At 38.2% G+C, this 19039-nt stretch carries 15 protein-coding genes; 9 read left to right on the top strand and 6 right to left on the bottom strand.

The window, feature by feature from the left end:
- Positions 1–72: 72 nt before the first annotated feature.
- Positions 73–1269 carry an HD domain-containing protein gene (locus MSBRM_RS02835; RefSeq protein WP_048154459.1) on the bottom strand — a complete coding sequence of 399 codons (1197 nt, stop codon included), beginning with the start codon at positions 1267–1269 and terminating at the stop codon, positions 73–75.
- Between the two features lie 114 nt (positions 1270–1383).
- On the opposite strand from MSBRM_RS02835, the gene cofD reads away from it, so the two are divergent.
- Positions 1384–2313: a 2-phospho-L-lactate transferase gene (cofD, locus tag MSBRM_RS02830; protein ID WP_048154456.1), complete on the top strand. Its 930-nt coding sequence runs from the start codon at positions 1384–1386 to the stop codon at positions 2311–2313.
- A gap of 425 nt (positions 2314–2738) precedes the next feature.
- On the opposite strand, the gene groL is transcribed toward cofD, so the two are convergent.
- Together groL and groES are read right to left on the bottom strand one after the other, a co-directional pair.
- Positions 2739–4349 (bottom strand): chaperonin GroEL, encoded by a 1611-nt coding sequence (gene groL / locus MSBRM_RS02820; RefSeq protein WP_048119998.1) that lies wholly within the window; start codon positions 4347–4349, stop codon positions 2739–2741.
- 132 nt (positions 4350–4481) lie between these two features.
- Positions 4482–4760 carry a co-chaperone GroES gene (gene groES / locus MSBRM_RS02815; RefSeq protein ID WP_048120000.1) on the bottom strand — a complete coding sequence of 93 codons (279 nt, stop codon included), beginning with the start codon at positions 4758–4760 and terminating at the stop codon, positions 4482–4484.
- Positions 4761–4997: 237 nt separating this feature from the next.
- Between groES and MSBRM_RS02810 the strand changes: the two genes are divergently transcribed.
- The gene (locus MSBRM_RS02810) at positions 4998–5405 is read left to right on the top strand and encodes an ArsR family transcriptional regulator (RefSeq protein ID WP_048120002.1); all 408 of its coding nucleotides are present in this window, start codon (positions 4998–5000) and stop codon (positions 5403–5405) included.
- A 113-nt stretch (positions 5406–5518) separates the two neighbouring features.
- Complete coding sequence (locus MSBRM_RS02805) at positions 5519–6631, top strand: DUF362 domain-containing protein (RefSeq protein ID WP_048120004.1); 1113 nt, start codon at positions 5519–5521, stop codon at positions 6629–6631.
- Between the two features lie 715 nt (positions 6632–7346).
- Here MSBRM_RS02805 and MSBRM_RS19140 read toward each other — a convergent pair.
- Positions 7347–8150, bottom strand: coding sequence for a PRC-barrel domain-containing protein (locus tag MSBRM_RS19140; protein WP_080941644.1), 804 nt, complete (start codon positions 8148–8150; stop codon positions 7347–7349).
- Between the two features lie 456 nt (positions 8151–8606).
- Between MSBRM_RS19140 and MSBRM_RS02790 the strand changes: the two genes are divergently transcribed.
- Positions 8607–8825 carry a transcriptional regulator gene (locus MSBRM_RS02790; RefSeq protein WP_048120005.1) on the top strand — a complete coding sequence of 73 codons (219 nt, stop codon included), beginning with the start codon at positions 8607–8609 and terminating at the stop codon, positions 8823–8825.
- A gap of 294 nt (positions 8826–9119) precedes the next feature.
- On the opposite strand, the gene MSBRM_RS20745 is transcribed toward MSBRM_RS02790, so the two are convergent.
- Together MSBRM_RS20745 and MSBRM_RS02780 are read right to left on the bottom strand one after the other, a co-directional pair.
- The gene (locus MSBRM_RS20745; RefSeq protein ID WP_176722156.1) at positions 9120–9482 is read right to left on the bottom strand and encodes a hypothetical protein; all 363 of its coding nucleotides are present in this window, start codon (positions 9480–9482) and stop codon (positions 9120–9122) included.
- Positions 9483–9618: 136 nt separating this feature from the next.
- On the bottom strand, positions 9619–11667 hold the full coding sequence (locus MSBRM_RS02780; RefSeq protein WP_080943663.1) for an MASE3 domain-containing protein: 2049 nt from the start codon (positions 11665–11667) through the stop codon (positions 9619–9621).
- Between the two features lie 994 nt (positions 11668–12661).
- On the opposite strand from MSBRM_RS02780, the gene MSBRM_RS02770 reads away from it, so the two are divergent.
- From MSBRM_RS02770 to tsaA, 5 genes are all read left to right on the top strand, one after another.
- On the top strand, positions 12662–13315 hold the full coding sequence (locus MSBRM_RS02770) for a phosphoribosyltransferase (protein WP_048120009.1): 654 nt from the start codon (positions 12662–12664) through the stop codon (positions 13313–13315).
- Between the two features lie 373 nt (positions 13316–13688).
- Positions 13689–14390: a dienelactone hydrolase family protein gene (locus MSBRM_RS02765; protein WP_048120011.1), complete on the top strand. Its 702-nt coding sequence runs from the start codon at positions 13689–13691 to the stop codon at positions 14388–14390.
- A 560-nt stretch (positions 14391–14950) separates the two neighbouring features.
- Positions 14951–16027, top strand: a complete 1077-nt coding sequence (locus MSBRM_RS02760; RefSeq protein ID WP_048120013.1) for a hypothetical protein — start codon at positions 14951–14953, stop codon at positions 16025–16027.
- Positions 16028–17891: 1864 nt separating this feature from the next.
- Positions 17892–18476 (top strand): FmdE family protein, encoded by a 585-nt coding sequence (locus MSBRM_RS02755; RefSeq protein WP_048120015.1) that lies wholly within the window; start codon positions 17892–17894, stop codon positions 18474–18476.
- Positions 18469–18903, top strand: coding sequence for a tRNA (N6-threonylcarbamoyladenosine(37)-N6)-methyltransferase TrmO (tsaA, locus tag MSBRM_RS02750; RefSeq protein ID WP_048120017.1), 435 nt, complete (start codon positions 18469–18471; stop codon positions 18901–18903). Before MSBRM_RS02755 ends, tsaA begins: the two co-directional genes overlap by 8 nt.
- The last annotated feature ends 136 nt before the right edge of the window (positions 18904–19039 follow it).

Raw genomic sequence — 19039 nt, 5'->3', positions numbered from 1 at the left:
AATTTTCTTTTTTAAAATTTTCTTTTTTAAAATTATTTTTTGAGATTTTCTTTTTCTTTTATCTATTCTACTTTAGAGATCACTTAATTTAAACTGTTTAAGGGATTTATTAACATCAAAATAGTCTCTGGCAGCCTTTCCCACAGCTTCACAGTGCTCTTTCGGGCTATATACCCCCATTCTCCAGTTATCCATATCGGCTTCCCTCAGGATAGATACGAAATGGGAAGCCTCATTAAGAGGAATCATTTTGTGGTCAGTTTTTATCATGGCCTGCATTTCCAGCATTTCAGGTGTCTTAGGAATGTCCACAAGCACATACTCAGGACTAACCCCGGCCAGTTCTGCAATTTCTATTTCTACCCTTCGTATTCGGTCACGGTGCCTCAGTACAGCTTTTCCTACGTCTGCCAGACCTACATATAAGGCCCGTTTATAGAGTTTACGGGCATCAAGCAGCCGTGAAAGTTCCCCTGCATACCCGGTTGCGTTTCTCATAGATGCAATAAGGTCTATATCGTCCATGTACCTGAGTCTGAATGGGTCAAGCTCATTATTTTCAATCATATACTCCACTGCTCTGGAACACATAGCTTCCGAAATCCGGGTTACATGATGATAGTAAACCGATGTATTCATCCAGAAACGTGAGACCAGAAGTGATTCGGCAGCTTTTAGCCCACCATAATCTACAACAAGCCTATCCTCATGAAAATTCATCTTCTTTATCAAGCGATTGTAATCCACAACGCCGAAGGATACACCTGTATAATGGGCATCTCGAACAAGATAGTCCATTCGGTCCACATCAATCTCACTGCTAAGGATTTGCCCTAGAGAAGTTTCTCCTTTTATGTGTTTTACGAGGTTTCCGGGAGAAATTCCATATTTGTTCAGGACTTCTCTGATCTCTCCTTTCCCCAGGATTTCCTTTACATCGTCATGTCTGCGCCGCGTATATTTGTCAATTACATTCTCGGTAACGTGAGAAAAAGGTCCATGCCCGATATCATGCAGAAGAGCAGCAGCTTTTATTTCGGTTTTCTTGTCATCTTCAATCGAATCTAGACTCCTAGTTAGCGTTGAGGCCAGATGCATGGTTCCAAGAGAGTGTTCAAAACGCGAATGGTTTGCTCCCGGGTAGACAAGGTTTGAAAATCCAAGCTGTCTGATCCTTCTCAGGCGCTGCATCTGGGGAGTAGAAAGAAGATCCTGAACTAAATCATCCAGCTCGATGTAACCATGTACAGGATCAAGGACAACCTTCATTATTCTTTAGACAGATTTCATTATATATTGTTGTTACTACTACTCTGATACGGTAGATTTTGCAGAAACCCCTGCTACCCGAAAGTTTAAAAGAAAGCCGGATATGGTATTATCATGATTATATTTTCAGGCGGTACCGGAACTCCAAAGCTCCTTGACGGACTCAAGGAAATCCTCCCAGCGAAGGAAATGAACGTTGTTGTAAACACTGCCGAAGACCTATGGGTTTCGGGGAATCTGATTTGTCCTGACCTGGACACAGTACTCTATTTATTCTCAGACCAGATCGACCGAAAAAGATGGTGGGGTATAAAAGACGACACCTTTCTGACTTATGAACGTATGCAGAAACTGGGTATTACCGAAAGCATGAAGCTTGGAGACTGTGATAGAGCAAACCATATTATTCGCTCGAACTTTATCCGGAATGGAACATCCCTTACAGATGCGACTTTAGAGCTTGCGTCCATTTTAGGGATTGATGCAAAGATTTTGCCCATGTCTGATGATCCTGTTTCTACCTATATAGAAACTCCTGAGGCAATTCTACATTTTCAGGATTTCTGGATCGGAAAACATGGAGAACCCGAAGTGCTGGGTGTTGATATAACGGGAATCTCCGAAGCTTCGATTTCTCCAAAGGTGCTCGAAGCCCTTGAAAATGACGACAAAGTCCTTATAGGACCAAGTAACCCGATCACGAGTATAGGGCCTATAATTTCCCTGCCAGGCATGAAAGATCTGCTAAAAAAGAAAAAGGTCGTAGCAGTTAGCCCAATAATTGGCAATGCCCCTGTAAGCGGACCTGCCGGGAAACTCATGCAGGCATGCGGGCTTGAGGTCTCATCAATGGGGGTTGCTGAATATTATCAGGACTTCCTGGACGTCTTTGTTTTCGATGAGCGGGATCAGGCGGACGAATTCGCATTTGAGAGACTTGGTTGCCGTGCTTCTCGTGCCGATACTCTGATGACCTCAACTGAAAAAAGTAAAGAATTGGCAGAATTAGTAGTAGGGCTGTTTGATACTATTGTCTGTCCTTAATTCTCTCCTATTTTTATACATCTATTAATTTTCACTATTCGTAATTCTTTTCTATTTTAACACATTTATGTGTCCTCTTCGAATTCAATGGAGGTTCAACCACCGAACAAATATAATAGTTGTTCCATTTTTCCGTATCATATTTTGGAGTGAAAAAATGGAACTCGAAGCTTTAAAATAAATGCTGTCTTCACTGGACACCAATCCAGATGAAATTAAAAATGAAAGATATGCCAAAGCTTTTCGTATTTTGGTTCCTATTATTGAAAAACAGAATGAAGAGGTTGAATTCCTCATGGAAGATAACCAGAAGCTTCGAGTGAAATCAACTTACTCAAAGGTGAAAAAGCCAAACCTAAGATTTTTGGCTCTAAAAAGAATGAAGATATTTTTTCTGAAAAAAGGAAAAAAGGAAAAAGCTAAAATTAGATAATAATCGTAGCTGCTTTTTCGTCCTTTTCGTCATTGAAGTCCGTGACAAGAGCTTCGGTTGTAAGTACCATTCCAGCAATTGAAGCAGCGTTTTGGAGGCCGCTTCTGACTACTTTTGTGGGGTCGATAACGCCTGCTTCAAAGAGGTCTTCAAAGACATCTTTCTTTGCATTGTACCCAAAAAGTTCGCGGGGTTCAGCCCTGATGGTTGCAACGACCTCAGCACCTTCCTTGCCTGCGTTTTCAGCTATCTGGCGTACAGGTTCCTCGATAGCTCTCCGGACTATTTTTACTCCTATATCTCTGTCGCCTTCAAGTTTCAGGGAGTCCAGAACGGCAGCTGCACGGAAAAGGCTTATTCCGCCCCCTATAACCACACCCTCTTCAACTGCAGCTTTTGTGGCATTGAGAGCATCATCAATTCTCATCTTTTTCTCTTTCAGCTCGGTTTCAGTTGCAGCTCCCACCTTGATTACTGCAACTCCGCCTCCTAACTTTGCCTGGCGCTTTTTGAGTTCGGTCTTCTTATAATCCGTCTCTGCAATATTAATCTGAGATTCAATGAGCTTGACCCTGTCCTTAATCTTTGCTTTATCGCCCTTGCCTTCCACAATGATGGTCTTGTGGTTATCAATTGTGACTTTTCTGGCACTCCCGAGCATATAATCATCGAATTCCTCAAGCTTCATGCCCTTGTCTTCGCTGATTACCTGCCCACCAGTCAGCACGGCAATGTCTTCAAGCATCTCCTTTCTCTCATTTCCAAATCCTGGAGCCTTGACAGCACAGACTCTCAGTGCTCCACGAATAATATTCAGGATCAGGGCAGCCTGAGCATCTCCATCGACATCTTCAGCAATAATAAGGAGAGAACGGCCTTCAGAGGCGACTTTTTCAAGCACAGGAACGATCTGCTTCATGCTGTTGATTTTCTTGTCAGTGATCAGGATGTACGGATCCTCAAACTCGCAGACCATCTTCTCAGAATCAGTTGCCATATAAGGAGATACAAAACCCCTGTCGAACTGCATTCCTTCTACAACGTCCAGATTGGTCTCCATTGTTTTGGAGTCTTCAACCGTTATTACTCCGTTATAGCCGACTTTCTCCATGGCATCGGCAATCAAATTGCCAATCTCTTCATCATTATTTGCAGAAACTGTAGCTACCTGTACGATTTTCTCCTTACCTTTTACCTCACTACTCTTGCTCTTGAGATAGCCTACAACCTTTTCTGTTGCTATCTCAATACCTTTCTTGACATCTATAGGGTTTGCTCCGGCACTGATGTTTTTCAGGCCTTCCCGGATCATGCTCTGGGCAAGGAGAGTTGCAGTAGTTGTTCCATCTCCGGTATTATCCTGAGTTTTGGAAGCAACTTCTTTGACAAGCTTGGCCCCCATATTTTCGAACTTGTCGTGAAGCTCAATCTCCTTTGCAATGGTTACACCGTCATTTGTGACCACAGGTTTTGTACTTTTATCCAGTACAACATAACGACCCTTTGGCCCGAGAGTGATCTTAACAGTGTTTGCAACTTTATCTACACCGTTTAAAAGTGCCTTTCTTGCATTTTCATCAAACATTATCTGCTTTGAAGCCATCTGTATTCACCTGGATTAAAATCAAATAGAATTAAATATTTTCCCGAATCAAATTTGGAATACTCATAAGTTCCATGAATCAAATAGGAACATACTTATACCTATGTTCTTCAGAATAGGCCTCTTTCAACATTATTCCTTAGCAATTGTTGCCAGAATATCCTTGAAATCGACAAAAAGATACTTTTCATCGTCAATTTCAATTTCGTCTGACTGATACCCCCCGTAGATCACACGGTCACCTTTCTTCAGGGGAAGCTCCTTTCCATCTTCAAAAGTCCCTACAGCAATAACAACACCTTCCTTTTTCTCCTGCCGTGCAGACTCCGGGATATAGATCCCGCCTTTTGTCACTTCTTGTTTCTTCTGGTGCTTAAGTAAGACTCGTTCGCCAATAGGTTTGATAATCACTTTGTTGTTCCTCCTTATGTGTAAGTGACCCCATGTTAGCTGAACATTAACTGGTAGCTATAAATCAGTATGGGATTGGGTAATATATTGAGCGCTCATGCGCTTGACTATCTGCATATAATGCGGAACTCATATTTAAAAGTTACTGGAAAAATAATGATGATTCTCAAAAAATCGAAATGATATCGATAAAATACAAAAAAACTATATATACAAGATCTAGTAAAATATACACTGATGGTTCAACAGATAATCCTTAGATATCTTGAAAAACCGCACGTCAAAAGTCTGGAAGACGATCTTTTATGGTTGTGCGATAGCTTTGGCTTTTCTTCGGGTAGAGATACGGAAAATACCGCCACCAGGATAGTTTTTAGCTTGCTGGATAGACTCTCAAATGATGAAATAACGTCCTCTGAAGCCCTTGCTGAAGACCTTGAGATGAAAATATCCAGAGTAAACCATCATCTAAGGAATCTTAATGACTCAGGTCTCCTTTACAGAAAAAAACGCCTGATATATCTCCGCGGGGGAAGCCTGAAAGCTGCGGTGAAAGAGATGCGCAAAGACTCGGAAAGAATTTTTGATGAACTCGAAAGCATAGCTGAAGAAATAGATCTCAGTATAGGGATCAAAAATAGATAAGAAATTAAGATCAAAATAAATGAAGAAATGGATTAATTGAACCTGAAAAAAGTTTGATGATAAATCCTTGAACCGGAAAGAAATTCAATAATAAACCCATTTATTCTCCAGCCGTGAATAGAGTATCCATAGTCCACTGCCCTGATTATTCTGGCACAGAAAAAGCGATAGCTGAGGCTCTGGAGCTTCTCGGGGGCCTTGAGAATATAATCCGTCCCGGTGACAGCGTACTCCTGAAACCAAATATCCTTGCGGCTGCATCTCCTGAAAATGCAGTAACTACTCATCCTTCAGTTGTAGCGTCAATGTGCAAGTTTGTGATTCAGGCAGGAGGAAGACCTGTTGTAGGGGATGGAGCCGGGATATCAAGACCAGGAACCACCTCAAAAGCCCTGAAAGCTTCAGGTATAGAGGAAGCCGCCCGAAAAGCTGGAGCAAAGGTAGTAAATTTCGAAACCGCAGGCTTTACCCTGGTAGATGTCCCTGATCCCCTGCAATTCCACAAACTATACATTGCAAACCCTGTCCTTGAAGCCGATGTAGTTATATCTCTCCCAAAATTAAAAACTCATGAACTTACTTACTATACAGGTGCGGTCAAGAACTTTTTCGGAACTCTCCCTTTAAAGTGCCGAAAAGAGGCACATCTCCTTGGAAAAAGGGATCTTTTTGGTGAAGCTGTTGCCGACCTTTATTCGGTTGTCAGGCCCAGCTTTGCAGTTATGGATGGAGTTATAGGCATGGAAGGAAACGGACCTTCTCATGGAAAAACCGTAAATTCCGGAGTAATTCTGGCAAGCCAGGACTGTGTTTCCCTGGACATTGTTGCTGCGGAAATGATAGGCTTTGACCCCCTCAAAATTCCCACGACTGCAGGAGCCATGAAAAAAGGATTTGGAAATCAGTGCCCTGTTGTAGTCGGAACTCCGTTAAAAGAAGTCAAAATGAAATTCAAAATATCAAGTGGAGGAGTCAGTACAGCCCCTTCCTTTCTTACCCGCACCCTTGGCAAATACTATAAGATTTATCCCAGGATCAACAGAAGAAAATGCACTCACTGCGGAGCTTGCTATTTAAACTGCTCTCCCAACGCTATTGAGCGACTCGAAGATGGGAGTTTTAAGATCAATGAGGAGAAGTGCATCCTGTGTTATTGCTGTCGTGAACTATGTCCCAGCGATGCGGTAGAAATTAAAAAATCTCTGCTTGCAAGGCTTTTGACATAAAAAGATAATCTAACCCGTAAAACCTGACAATGATAGGACTTACACACTTGAAGACCAAAATTAATTACTTCAAAGACTGTGGATTAAAGTCATATTTTAGACATTTAATAGTTTAATGCTGCTGATTCTTCAGTTCAACTGCTTAAGTCCTAAATGAATTATAAAAAATAAGGTCCCTTCCAAATCAGTACTAAATCTAAGGGTATACAATGCTTATTTTGAATAATAGGTATGCATTTAGGGTTTCTCTAATTAAGGTACTCTCTAAAAATTAATTTTTTAGATAAATAATTTATAATACTCATTTAAATCAGGAAAAAAATCGAAATAAGTACTTGATTCATTTACAATTTCTGTATATTTATAAATAAGGCATCTGATATCATTTTTATCCATACAAAATTCAATGTTATAAGTAAGGACAAATAAACGTTTAATTTACCAATTAAAATAGATAAGTACTTTAAACAACAAATAGGTTATTAAATAAGTGTATTTAAACTGTAGAAGGATTTACACTATATTTGATTAAATAAATAAGATTTAATACCCCTTAAAAAACTAATCATTTTTCAAGGGGTCTAAAAAAATGTAAAATTTTTACCATAAACCCAACTAATCAAGCTTAATTTTTGGCTGCAGATGTTCATATCCAAATTTAGCAGCGTCCCTATTTGACAGTAAATTGATGCCTGTATCCGCCATATAATTAAAGTTAGAGATTACCTGGCCGACTTTCTATTCTCTCGGCCTTCCAGTAAGGTTGGTACCCGTAGTAGCTGTACATTGCAGAAAGCCACTCACGGTTAGTTACAGGCCAGTGATCCTTATCAAAACCCTCTGCTTTTTCCAGGATATCCTTGGGAATATCAAGCAGGATGGCGTGATCGTGCAGTTTCATTTGAAGAGCCTGCCAGGGAATAGCAAATAGCTTACTGCCCAGGCCCAAAAATCCACCAAAAGATAGTGCAGCGTATGCTACTCTTCCATCCTCAAGATCGATCATTAATTCTTCAATCTTCCCAAGGTGTTCTCCTGCTTTATTGACAACCTTATCCCCTTTTATCGTACTTGCTGACAAAAAATCCAGATTATCCCTGCCTGTCATAGTTTCCATCCGGGTCATCCTTTCAGATTCGGCCTCTTCCGGCATTCCTGTTTGTACCTGCCAGTAAGGCTGGTACCCGTAGGAAATATATGTTCCGGCGAGTTCTTCACGAGTCAGAGGCCAGTTTCCTTTTTCAAAGTCTCCTGCCCTTTCCAGGGTTTCTTTAGTAATGCCAAGTAAGAAAGCGTGTTCGTGCAGCCTCAGGGTAAGAATTTGCCAGGGAATAGCAAAAAATTTGTTGCCCAGACCCATAAATTCGCTAAAAGACAATACAGCGTATGCTATCTTTCCACTTTGAAGGTCAATCATTATTTCTTCAATCTTCCCAAGGTCCTCTCCTGCCCTATTGACGACCTTGCCCCCTTTTATCGTACTTGCTGACAAAAAATCCAGATCATCCTTATCTACCATATTCCAACTCCCTAAATTTAAGGAAACGTCCGTTTCAAAACCTGCACCTTCAGACACAGTTTAAGAACATCTCCTTTAGCAAATATTATTTTTTTAATGTTATATAAAACGGTAGGAAACATGAAGAGTAATATTTTATGTTATTATGTAGGAATTATTTTATTATAATTTATTTTATTTTATTTTATTTTATTTTATTTTATTGTGTAGAAATTTATGAATAAATAGTATAAAGAGAAGATCCCAATGCGGTTCTTAAATTCTTATTTAAAATAGATTATAAGTATAAATTAGAACGCCTGTTGATACTGAAATATATAAAAAATCAGCAATTAAGTTATAACCTTTTCCTTTTTATCTTTTTGAAAGGTCTTTTAAGCCAGAAAGATGAAAATAGGTATCAAAAATATTTTTTGAGACAATATTTCTGTAATCATACCTTTTAAAGGTGATAAGATGCTTCATAGCTATATAGACACTGAATACGCTCCGGAAAAATGCTTTCATTGTCATGGAACCGGGTACGCAAATGGCAGAATTTGTGAAGCTTGCGGGGGACATGGTGATGTACTCGTTGCTCAGCCTGCAATAGTATGTCCTCTTTGTAACGGTTCCGGAATTTTTGAGAATGGAACTTGCAGGGTATGTGGAGGAAGCGGCTGGGCCCTTTTTTGAAAATGATTGTATAGATTATAGGATGAAAAGAGCAACATAGAGGGAATCTCTGAATTTTCAGGGAGCTTAGCGATCTTGCCTTTCCCGAAACTCCTCTTTTCTTTCGTCAGGCAGGCAAAACAAGTTTCATAATTTACGGACTTATACTTACTCCTGCATTTAGGGCAGAGATTCATACCCTGAGGCTTGCAAAATGGCAGCTTTTGCAGAGCACAATCGCATTTGTCAAAGACTCGCAATCTTTCGCGGCTTTTTTAGTTTTTTCGTCAATTAATTCTTTACTTCCGGTTTCTTCTAGCCATTCATGATAAAGCTTCTTGAAATTACTTTCTTCTGACTCTTTAAGGAGAATTTCAATAAATTGTTCTTCAAGGCCTGATGGTCAGGTTTGGTTTTATGTACAGCTTTATGCCAGGACGGATAGCTTTTGTGACGGTGCTTGCCGGTAGGGATAGGATCGAACTTATGATTCCTCTGCCTGTAAACCTCCCTGAACCTTGTATACGCAGCACTGTAAATTTCGGAGCTAACCTGCGCCGGAGAAAAAGCTATGGGAATGTGAATACATAAAGAATCGGAAGACCCGCACCATTCACAGGTCTTACCTTTTAGAAACTTGGCTCTTTTTTCTTTCCATTCCATTGTGTTGCGCTTCATAGAGCCACCTCAATAGAGCTAACTAAAAATAGACTTTTTTACTTAGATAAGGTAAAAGAAAAATTTTTGGTAAGAAAAAAGTTTTCCAAAACGGAGAGTCTAGGACAGACAGATATTTCGAAATAATAAGGCTTCATTACCCTTCATTACTGAAACAGATAATATATTTTGTTCCTGGACTCCTTTTAAGCTCTATACACCCGCCTATTTGCTTGGCAAGAATATTTATAAGCTGGAGCCCCAGGGAATCGGTGTTTTGAAAGTCGAGTTCTTCGGGAATTCCTATACCGTTATCGGCTACTGTAAGTATGTAACGGAAATTATTGTTTAGACAGTCCTTATAATCCGTATAGTCTCCCTTATATAGACAGTATTTATCCGAGCATGAAGTCTCGTACTTTGCGGCAAAAGTTTCAGCTTTACCAAAATTTATGCTGACTTCGCCTATTTTTCCCGCGGGAAAAGCATGCTTCAGGGAATTTGAAACAATCTCGTTTACAATAATTCCAAGAGGGATGGCAGTATTCATGCCCAAATAAACCTGTTCAAGGCTTAATTTGAGGCTTATATTCCTGTTTCCTACATTATAGGAATTGAAAAGATCTGTGGTTAGTTTTCTTAGGTAGTCTGAGAAATCAAAAGCATCCATATTTTCACTCTCATGGAGTCTCTCATGGATCATCGCAATAGATTCGACTCGATTCTGGCTCTCCCTGAAGGCTTCGAGTACCTCTTTATCTTCGAATTTTTCTGCTTGCAGGCTGAGGAGAGATGAGATTACCTGAAGGTTATTCTTTATGCGATGATGGACTTCTTTTAATCGAATTTTATCTATTTTTTCCAGAGCTTCTTCATCTATTTTGCATTCAGTAATATCATAAACCAGCCCCTGAAACTTTCCAGAACTTTCGGATTCATCCGAGATTCTCTGGAGAATCTCACGAACCCATTTTATCTCCCCGTCTTTTTTCTTTATCCGATATTCGCTTTCAACAATAGAATTAAGATTTAGCTTTAGTTTATCCTCTTTTTTAGAAATAACAGAGCTGTCTTCAGATATTATTATTTGCTGCCAGTCAACTTTTCCCGAGAGGAAATCTTGCTTTGGATAACCTGTCATTTCCTCAACAGGACCATGGAGAAATATCAATTTAAAATCTTTATTAAACTGAAATCCAATTCCCTGCAGATTTTGCATATAGGAACTATAACTGTCTGGCCCATCTTTGGGATTGTCTTTTTCCTTAGCACTTCGATGTTCATTCAGGTATCTCTTACCTACCATTCTGCTAATATGACCATACTCGTCCCCAAAGAAAACGGCTTTCTGCCTGAAATCTTCTTCTCGGTGTTTAAGCTCCCTGAAGAAAAGACTGCAAGGCTCTTCGAACCCAATATCTACGATTGCTTTATAGACCAGATAAAAAGACAATAATTTAAAGAAGAGACCTATATTGCTTTGAGCCTCGCCCATTTGACTGTCGAATGCAAACAACAGTGACACAAAGCCTGCTAGAACCATGGAGATTGAGAGTAAACTAAAAACTTTTTCTTCGAACCTATCCCTGACAATATACAGGAGAAAAAGTGAGCATAGAAGCATGAAAGAAATTAAGTATCCACTTGCTACCTTGAATTGAGTAAATCCAGAACCCTGAAGATAAGAATCCGGGAAATTTTCGGAAAAAAAGATTGAAATCAGGCAGGTAACACTAACTACCGCATATACAAGAAATGCCTTCCAGGCAAAAATTGAGCTTTCAAGGGTTTTGACGTTCCTCTCCTGAATCTCACCAGTGCGTATCAAAAACAGCGGAGCTACCAGAAAAGAAGTGCTTTCCAGGAATCTTGCAATGATACAGAACCGAGCAGTCAGGTTTATACCAAATCCGGGAAACGTCCCCGTGTGGTGGAACGCAAGTGCACTCAGGAAGTCAAAACTCCCTACGAAAAAGTAGCTAACTCCCAATATCAGAAGGTATCGGTTCTCAAGGCGACTTCTTGACTTCCAAATAATAAGAAATATCACGTATGCAAAGTAAACGCTGAACAGTTCTATCACTATATGGAAGAGGAGGTAATTGTTAAGGCTAATCAGATAAAGCAAGATAACTATGGTTATCCAGACCATTAATTCGTAGAAGTCTACTTTTAGCGTGCCTTGCCTTACATCTGATATGTTCAATCACCCCCTTGCACCTAACGCCTCAAGAATTCATAATTTCGTATAAGACTGAATGTTTAGATTTACAAAGTGACTATAACATTGAATAAATGGTTTTAACATTGAGTAGTGATTTTAACATTGAGTAGTGATTTTAACATTGAGTAGTGATTTTAACATTGAGTAGTGATTTTAACATTGAGTAGTGGTTTTAACATCGAGTAGTGGTTTTAACGTCGAGTTTTTAACAGCGAGTAATATTGAATGATACTGAGTTAATTCAATTTAAGACCTGAATAATCTGCAAATAACGGAATAGGAAGAGTGAAAAGAATTGCAGAAAAGAGAATAAGAAGAAAACCTGAGGCATTACACGCTGTTTATTATGTTCCCCAGTACAGTAGCGCAGACGATATGCTCCCCAAGTATACCGATTCAGAGAAGAATCATCAATGGCCTCCAGGCAATTCTTTACTTGTTCACACTCAACTCACTTCCCAACTTCAGGGGATATAAAGAGCAGAAATTATTTTAAATTAATTATTCAAAAAATTGTCTATAAGTAAAAAATAATATGGCTTAAAAAATTTTGTACACCTGATAAAATTTATTGTTTAACTAAAGAAATACAAAATATTTTACAGCGTTTAGTCAATCAGTTAGATTCTGTGTCCTCTATTGCCAAACCGAATAACGAATTTTGTTCCTTACTTCTATCAAGCCTATATTATAGGCAGTATAAAAATTGTGTATAACTATAGAATAACACAATGTAACTAATGAGAGAAGTGAATTTTATCAGGTTCATTCTCTACTACATAATAGGCAAGTAGCTAGAAAAATAAATATTTTCAAATTTTTACTTTTTCCTGGGTTCCATTTCAAAGGGGAGTAATTATATAAATTTTAAGCTTAAATTTTATACTCTATACGTTTAAGGGTTTGAACATAGATACTATAAATTAACATTGCTTATCTTATCAATTAATCCAGTTCGACAGGGGTTGAAGGACAAATGGCACTTTTTGAAGACCGGGTAGATGCCGGGAAAAAGCTTGCAAAAGAACTTTCAAAATATGCAAATCGCTCAGATGTGTTGATACTTGCGCTCCCGCGTGGTGGAGTTCCGGTGGCGTTTGAAGTTGCAAAGGAACTTAATGTAAAAATGGATGTGTTTATAGTAAGGAAATTGGGGGTTCCAGGGAATGAAGAACTGGCAATGGGAGCCATCTCTTCTGACAATGTCCTTGTGTTGAATGAAGACATTGTCAAGTCTTTTCAGATACCTGAACGGGTAATTAATATGGTAGCTGAGAATGAGCTCAAGGAACTTAAACGCAGGGAACGCACTTACCGTGGAGATAGACCCAAGCCTGAGATTAGCGGCTCGACTGTGATTTTAGTAGATGATGGGCTTGCTACAGGTGCGACAATGCGTGCAGCTGCATCTGCCATTAAAACTAAAAATCCGGCTAAAATAGTGGTTGCAGTACCCACAGGTGCACCGGATACGTGTGAGATTTTCAAAAAGGAAGTAGACGAAGTAATATGTATGGCCACCCCTGAACCATTCTATGGGGTCGGAGCCTGGTACGGAAACTTCAGTCAAACCACCGATGAAGATGTCTGCGAACTTCTGGATAAAGCAAGGGCTCTTCCGGCAAGATAATAGTAATTGTTTAACATTTTAAAATAGTTTGGTGCTTTTTATACAATAATTTGATGTTTTTCAGAAGCTGTTTCATCCCGAAATCATTTCGCTTTTTTAATTTATTATTTCAATTGTGTATCTTATACAGGTGATCCATTATTTTACTTCAACTTCTAACTTATTTTATTTTACATGATTATTTCACAATACAAAATGGAATTGGAATTTACTCAACATTTAACCTTTTGCATCGACTGCTACTGTATTGTGTATTGAACTTTCAAATGGTTTTGGATCTGCGAAATTATTTCAGGATACAACACTGTTTTTCAGAAGCCGATATATAATTAACACCGATATATAAAATAGTAAAGCTTTTAAGGGAGTTGGCATGAGCGAATTATCGAGTAAAAGTAAAAGCAGTAGTGAAATACAAATTCCAATTGATTCCATTAAACTTGAAGGAAACCTCACAATTCCTGAAGGAGCAAAAGGAATTGTTGTTTTTGCACACGGCAGCGGAAGCAGTCGTTTCAGTCCTCGGAACCGGCATGTTGCGCAGGAACTTCAGAAAGAAGGCCTTGGAACACTGTTATTTGATCTATTGACAGCTGAGGAAGAGAGAATTGATATGATAACTGCTCACCTTAGGTTTGATATTGACCTGCTTGCAGACCGGCTTGTTAGCGTAACAAACTGGCTTTTAAGCAATCCTGAGACTAAAAATCTCAACATAGGTTACTTTGGCGCCAGTACGGGAGCTGCAGCCGCACTCATAGCTGCAAAAGAGCATACGAATATTATAAAGGCAGTAGTTTCCAGAGGAGGAAGGCCTGATCTGGCTGAAAAGGCCCTGCCGGATGTAAAGGCACCAACACTACTTATTGTAGGTGGAGAGGATTATCAAGTAATAAAGATGAATCAGTGGGCATTAGACCGATTGAAAGCAGAACAAAAAGAACTTAAGATTGTTCCCGGAGCAACCCATCTTTTTGAAGAACCAGGCACTTTAGAAGAAGTCGCAAATCTGGCTGAAGAATGGTTTAAAAGATATCTTACGGAAAAGAGAATAACACTTATGGAAGAGAAATAACAAGTTAGCAAAAAATTTTTGCAGTATTTTTTCAGGCTTTTTCGAGTACTCACTTTTTTCCACGATTCTTTATATTATGTGAAACATTTGCTTAATTTATCCACATAATAAGAAGTTATATATATTATAATTAGGAAATTGGTTACCGTGTAGATAGATAAGAGAGAAATAAAATATAGGATGCAGGAGAAACAATTGACGAATAAAATGACAGAGAAAAAGCTTTCAAAATAGATTTCAGATGGATTATTGTTTGGATTTCAGATGGATTATTGTTCGGCAATGACATACTTTTAACTCCTGATGAAGTTAAAAGTATGGAAAATTTTAGGTTTATTTATGCAACACTAATCCAAACTTAAAAACGAATCTGAAAATAAAACATATTAAAAATTTATCAATAAATAACCATTAGATAACATCCAAAGATCTCCAAAGAGTTAAACAAATTAAGGAATGATCATGCAACTGATAGACTCTATCCAGATAAGTGTGGCCTGAAAAATAAAAAGTGCATAAGAATATATTTCACAATGTAAATCTACAGAAGTGGAAAATAGATGTTTGTTAAACAAAGCAAAATCGTAGAAAAGATTTGTGAAATCCCGGTTACACTTGGAGATATCTCCGAGAACATCTTAGAGGGTATAAATACAAAAAACAGCCTGCTTCACAGGCTTTACCTTCCTGAAGAGGGCGGTTCCGACTCATATTATCTTTGCGAAGGCTTATGCAAACCTGTATTTATAGAACCTGAAATTGTTTATCCGTATGTATCAGGAGCCTTTTCCGAAAAATTTGCATTTCGCCCATCACCTTATCGTTTCATGCTGCCTTATGAATTGTCCACAGTGGGAAAAAAGAACGAATACAACGTAATTCCCCCAGAAGAACTCAAGACAAGATTCCCTATGGCTTACGGGAGAATTCTGGAATTCAAAAGAAAGTTCCTCCATGATACCTCTCCCCTTAAATCTTCAGACTACAGTATAAAAGGCAGAAGATTTCTGGAGTACTTTAATACTCCTAAGATTATTGCTACCGAAGGCTATCATCTGCAGGCTGCATATGATGCTGAAGGAAACCATGTATTTGAGAACGGATGTGGCATTGTTCTCAAGGATCCAGAAAGGTATGCCTATATTACGGCAGTGCTTAACAGTTCGATTGCCAGGCTCTTTCCTTCAGTCTGTAAGTCTGAAATGATATACCCGAGTTATGTAGCTCCTGTAGCGATGAAACATTTTCCAATCGTGTTTCCTGACAACATGTTAACTGAAGATCTTATAACTACTATCTCTGGTTACCTTGCGTTTCTGAACAGGGAAAAGTATGCAAGAGATTACGGAGTGCCGAACTGGCTTCGGGAACTTACGTCATTCTACGAGCAGATTTCAAACCTTCTGGTTCTGGATACTTACTTCATAAACGACATTGATCCAGGGCTTCTGGATGCCCTTGAAGAAAATATCCATCCCTATTCCGGAGATATGAATTCTGAAGACAGTGGTAATATTCTGAACGCACTGTACTATATAAAGCATCAGATTCTTGAGGCTTCAAGTCCTGAAAAATATAAATTTAATCTGGGATTACCTGGAACTCTCAATTTTTCTCAGAGCAATGAAAAATTCTGAGAATTTTTTTAATTTTAGAAAAGAGTGTGACGAATTTTTAAGAAAGTTAATATTTACCCAAACATCAGGCTTTATATCTTTGAACGGATCCCAAAACCGTTGTATCCTGAAATTATTTCGCAGACTCAAGACCATTTGGAAGTTCAATACACAATACAACAGCAAGCGACGCAAAAAGTTAAATGTTGAGTAAATTTCATGCGTCTTCGGTTAAGTAAGGAATCGTGATAAATTGCGTCGATTTCCTCAATATTTTTCAAAGATTTTAATAAATTCTGAGCTGGAACTTGGTATCCATTTCATGTAAATAGGCTAAAAGTTAAGCTGGCTTCTAATGCAAAATCGATAGCTTTTAGGCAAGAAAATTCCTTAACCGATGACCAATAGAGTAAATTTCAATTTCATTTTGGTATTGTGGAATGATTATGTAAAATGAAACAAATTCGAAGTTGAAGTAAAATAATAGGTCACTTGTATAAGATACACAACTATAATATAAAAATTAAAAAAGTGAAAGGATTTTGGGATAAAACAAGAAAAAGATTATATTGAATATTAATTTCTAAAATATATATATTATGAATTAGTTTCTATAACCAGACTTTGTATCTATTTTCACCTGAAAATTGAATTTTATATACATTTAATATAAGTTATTAAGCAGATAAAAAAAGATAACATTTTTTTTTGCTTTTCAAGCAATTTCATCGCTTTTTGTAAAACTTTAACATATAAAAAATATATTTAGTGATACGGTCAGCTATTAAGCCTCACGATTGTGATTTTGCTGTGGCTAAATAATTTAATGTGGCGCAAATTTTAAAGTCGTATAGGTTATATACCTCTATAACATAAAGGGAAAGTCAACGATTAAAAGTTAAGGGGTTTTTCTCTTAATCGTAGGGGTTGAATCACGCAATTGGGAGCCTATCAGAGGTGGCAAATAGGGCTCCCAATTATAATAATTATTCCAATAATTATTTTTGGAGTTTTTACATAGAATAGGATTTTATCAAACATTTTTCATAATATTCTCTGGATGAGGTTGATTACTCTCAATTCATATTATATAAAGTGAGCGGAGTCCTGCTTATAAATGATAATTAGTGATCTCAAACCCGATCTGTATTTTCCGTTCAGACACTAACAAATATAAAATATTCAAATTCAAGTTCGGTATTTATGCCTTTTCAAGAGTAAAAACTCAGAACAGTACAGAGTGAATATTCTTATTTTGTACTTATTCAGCCTATATAAAACAGTATCATTAGTAATTTATACTACGATTCAACAGACAAATTTGCGTAAATTGATTTTTTTTAATTGTTAGCTATTGACTGTGTTTCTTCATTTGTTATATATTATTTTTTAGATTTCTCGTTATCACTAGAATCAATATCATCAGACATGTTTAGATAGGCTGAATAGTTACATTAGTTCTTACTCGAAAGCAAGCCTGTTCTTATTACGAGATACCTTTTATAATATTAATCAAACAAAAAACCTATAAATAATACCTAAATAATATGAAATTATTTCGTCAAAGTAAATCCAGTTTCCGCAGTAAAACTTCATAGTTCATAATTTTCCTGCTATCGATTTTCAATCAAATGAGGATCTATTGAACTATTATGCCAAAGGCAAAGCGACTACATGGTGTGTTTAGAGACAAAAAACGATACCATTCAATATTCACTAAATGCCATTAAGAGTTTAAGTTAATTAGATCTATTTCAAAAACTTTATCAGGAAAAGATATTGATTTTCGAAAAATACTGCAGAATGTGGGTTAATCATTTTTATCATGACAGTCTAACGTGGAAATCAGTAAAACTAAGAGCTAAAAACATCAGGAGTCAAAAAGTTGGATTTCGATACTGCAGTACAGTTTCATGGGCATGTCTGTCCCGGACTTTCCATTGGCTACAGAGTAGCAACACTTGCAGCCAATCACTTCAAAGACCGCAGCAAAGATGAAGAACTGGTCGCAATTGTAGAAAACCGGTCATGCGCTGTGGATGCCATTCAGGCAATAAACGGGTGCACCTTTGGGAAAGGGAATCTAATTTTCAAGGATCACGGAAAACATGTTTACACGTACTTCAAAAGAGGCGATAATAAAGCTCTGAGAATTTCCCTGAAACCCAATGCCCTCCCCCCGGACGAAAGGCACACCACACTCTTCGCAAAATTGAGAGCAGGCACTGCAAGCCCCGAAGAGGAAAGAGAGTTTCGTGCATCTCATGACGCAAAAAGCCAGAGAATACTGGAAATGCCCGAAGAAGAGCTTTTCTGGGTTAGGGAAGTTGAAGCCGAACCACCGGAAAAAGCCATAATTCACCCCACCCTGGTCTGCAGCAAATGCGGAGAAGGTTTCATGGAACCTATGGGCAGGGTTAAAAATGGAAAAATAGTTTGTATTCCATGTTTTGAGGCAAAAGATGAATGAAATTCCTGAGGCTTCCGAAGGAATTGAAATGGTTCCTGTAGGCTACATCGAAAACGACTACCTTGAACCAGTATACAATGAAGAGGTGTACAGTAAAGTCTCAAAGATAGTCCTCAAGAAAGAGTTTACCGATGGGCTTTACAGAATCGAAGATTTTGAAAAACTGTACATCCTGTTTTACTTCAACAAATCTAAAGGATATAAACTCATCCACCGCCGCCATTACGACGGAGAAATCTCCGGAGTCTTTGCCAGCCGGAGCCCTTATCGCCCTAATGGGATAGGACTTACCATTGTAGAGCTTTTGAAAGTGGAGGGTAATGTGCTCCATGTAAAAGGGCTTGATGCAATTAATGGGACACCCGTGCTGGATATTAAGCCCTACATAAAAGAGACTGAAGAAAAAGACGAGGGAGCAGCGGACTGAAAAAGAACAAAATTAGTGCTGAAAATCAATAATAGCAAAAATCAAAAATAAAGAGTCTTTTTTAAGAAAAAAGAAAAAGGGTTTAACCCTTTTTGAATTTCATTTCATTTTTCTGTTTATTTCATTCCATACTTCT

It is taken from the genome of Methanosarcina barkeri MS (genome assembly GCF_000970025.1).
Lineage (GTDB): Archaea > Halobacteriota > Methanosarcinia > Methanosarcinales > Methanosarcinaceae > Methanosarcina > Methanosarcina barkeri.
Note: the sequence above shows the minus strand (reverse complement) of the source record. Positions and strands in the feature narration are given on the sequence as shown.

Bases quoted from the DNA above. Each gene is read 5' to 3' on its own strand.
- MSBRM_RS02835 (WP_048154459.1), bottom strand. From the start codon at position 1,269: ATGAAGGTTGTCCTTGATCCTGTACATGGTTACATCGAGCTGGATGAT.
- MSBRM_RS20745 (WP_176722156.1), bottom strand. From the start codon at position 9,482: ATGAAGCGCAACACAATGGAATGGAAAGAAAAAAGAGCCAAGTTTCTA.
- groL (WP_048119998.1), bottom strand. From the start codon at position 4,349: ATGGCTTCAAAGCAGATAATGTTTGATGAAAATGCAAGAAAGGCACTT.
- MSBRM_RS02760 (WP_048120013.1), top strand. From the start codon at position 14,951: ATGTTTGTTAAACAAAGCAAAATCGTAGAAAAGATTTGTGAAATCCCG.
- MSBRM_RS19140 (WP_080941644.1), bottom strand. From the start codon at position 8,150: ATGGTAGATAAGGATGATCTGGATTTTTTGTCAGCAAGTACGATAAAA.
- tsaA (WP_048120017.1), top strand. From the start codon at position 18,469: ATGAATGAAATTCCTGAGGCTTCCGAAGGAATTGAAATGGTTCCTGTA.
- cofD (WP_048154456.1), top strand. From the start codon at position 1,384: ATGATTATATTTTCAGGCGGTACCGGAACTCCAAAGCTCCTTGACGGA.
- MSBRM_RS02790 (WP_048120005.1), top strand. From the start codon at position 8,607: ATGCTTCATAGCTATATAGACACTGAATACGCTCCGGAAAAATGCTTT.
- MSBRM_RS02770 (WP_048120009.1), top strand. From the start codon at position 12,662: ATGGCACTTTTTGAAGACCGGGTAGATGCCGGGAAAAAGCTTGCAAAA.
- MSBRM_RS02810 (WP_048120002.1), top strand. From the start codon at position 4,998: ATGGTTCAACAGATAATCCTTAGATATCTTGAAAAACCGCACGTCAAA.
- MSBRM_RS02765 (WP_048120011.1), top strand. From the start codon at position 13,689: ATGAGCGAATTATCGAGTAAAAGTAAAAGCAGTAGTGAAATACAAATT.